Annotated in this window: 2 protein-coding genes and 1 pseudogene; all 3 read left to right on the forward strand. The window is 56.8% G+C overall.

All coding sequences use genetic code 11. The features are described from left to right. The first annotated feature begins 1 nt into the window (after window position 1). Window positions 2-568, forward strand: coding sequence for a response regulator transcription factor (locus tag AC1DS3_RS38540; protein WP_477129353.1), 567 nt, complete (start codon window positions 2-4; stop codon window positions 566-568). Between the two features lie 5 nt (window positions 569-573). Beyond that, a pseudogene (locus AC1DS3_RS38545) lies at window positions 574-895 on the forward strand (transposase); the annotation flags it as partial. Window positions 896-1,064: 169 nt separating this feature from the next. After that, window positions 1,065-1,516: alpha/beta fold hydrolase (locus AC1DS3_RS38550; RefSeq protein WP_477129354.1), on the forward strand; the 452-nt coding region annotated here is incomplete at its 3' end.

Consider the following 1,516-nt stretch of genomic DNA (forward strand, 5'->3'; position numbering starts at 1 on the left):
GTTGGAGAACCTCTTCCGATCAGTCGGGATGCGTGTCGCACTGTTTGCATCCGCTGCCGAACTGCTAGCATTCGCGTTCCCGGACGCGCCCACTTGCCTTCTGCTCGATGTCAGGCTCCGCGGGCAGAGTGGCCTGGACCTACAGACCCGGCTGTCCCAAATGGACGTCCAGATCCCAATCATTTTCATGACTGGTTACGGCGACATCCCCATGACCGTTGCTGCCATGAAGGCCGGTGCCGAGGATTTTCTGGCGAAGCCATTCCGCGAGCAGGACCTGCTCGATGCCGTGGCGGCCGCCTTGCAAAAGGATCGGGATCGCCGCCATGGCATGCGTAAGCTGGATGAACTGCGAGCCAACTACCAGAGCCTGACGCCSCGTGAGGCCGAGGTCATGCGCATGGYGGTRACCGGTCTGCTGAAYAAGCAGATCGCCRGCGAGCTWRGTMTYAGCGAGGTCACCGTGAARATTCATCGCGGCCAGGCCATGCGCAAGATGAAGGCACGCACCTTTGCCGAACTTGTATTGATGGCGCAGCAGCTCGGCATTTGCGAGTCGCCGCATTGAGTCCTTGGGAAGAAGATCTGCTGTTCGGCAGAGTCAACAACCAGATTGCAACACGCGTCGAACGCCAGACCCGGTTCGTGATGCTGGTGAAGATTGCCAGCAAGAACTCTGAGGCTGTCGCTAACGCCCTGATCAAGCACGCTGGCAAGCTGCCGCAGGAATTGTGCAAGTCGCTGACTTGGGATCGTGGCACGGAGATGGCTGGTGGCCTATTCGCAAGCCAAGCTCAACGCCATCGCCAGGCGGCTAAATGAACGTCCGCGCAAGACACTAAACTTCGATACACCGGCTGAACGATTCCATCAACCTGTTGCATCGACCGGTTGAATCCGCAGTTGACTACGGAAGTTCGGAGCTGAGTCAGCGCGATCGAGCGCTGGCCGGCGACAATCTTCCGGGTTCGGCCACAAACGGTCGCTGGCTTGGTGATCATAGATTTGCGACAATCTGAGACGCTGCCGCCCATTTCGCGTGCTAAATCTCGGAGAAACTACGTTTGTCTACTCCATCGAAACTGCTTTTCTTGCCAGGCGCATCGGGAGACACTGCGTTCTGGCAGCCTCTCGCGAATCAGCTGACGACAGATGTCCAGAAGATGATTCTAGGGTATCCAGGATTCGGCCAAGAGCCCGCCGCTTCGGATGTCAATAACTTCAATGATCTCGTCCGGATGGTTGTATCTCACATTGACCAACCGACGGCTCTGATAGCCCAGTCGATGGGGGGTGTGATAGCAATCCGTGCGGCGCTCGAGAAACCCGAACTGGTAACTCATCTCGTTTTGACCGTGACGTCGGGAGGACTCAACACGCGAGAACTAGGGGCTCAAAACTGGCAGGAAGCGTTTGTCAATGCCAACCCGACCTATCCCAAGTGGTTTGTGTCATTTAACTCTAATCTGACGAGCGAAATCCGCAAGGTTTCACAGCCTACGCTTTTGCTTTGGGG

The sequence above is a fragment of the Cupriavidus sp. 01L46 genome (assembly GCF_056399905.1).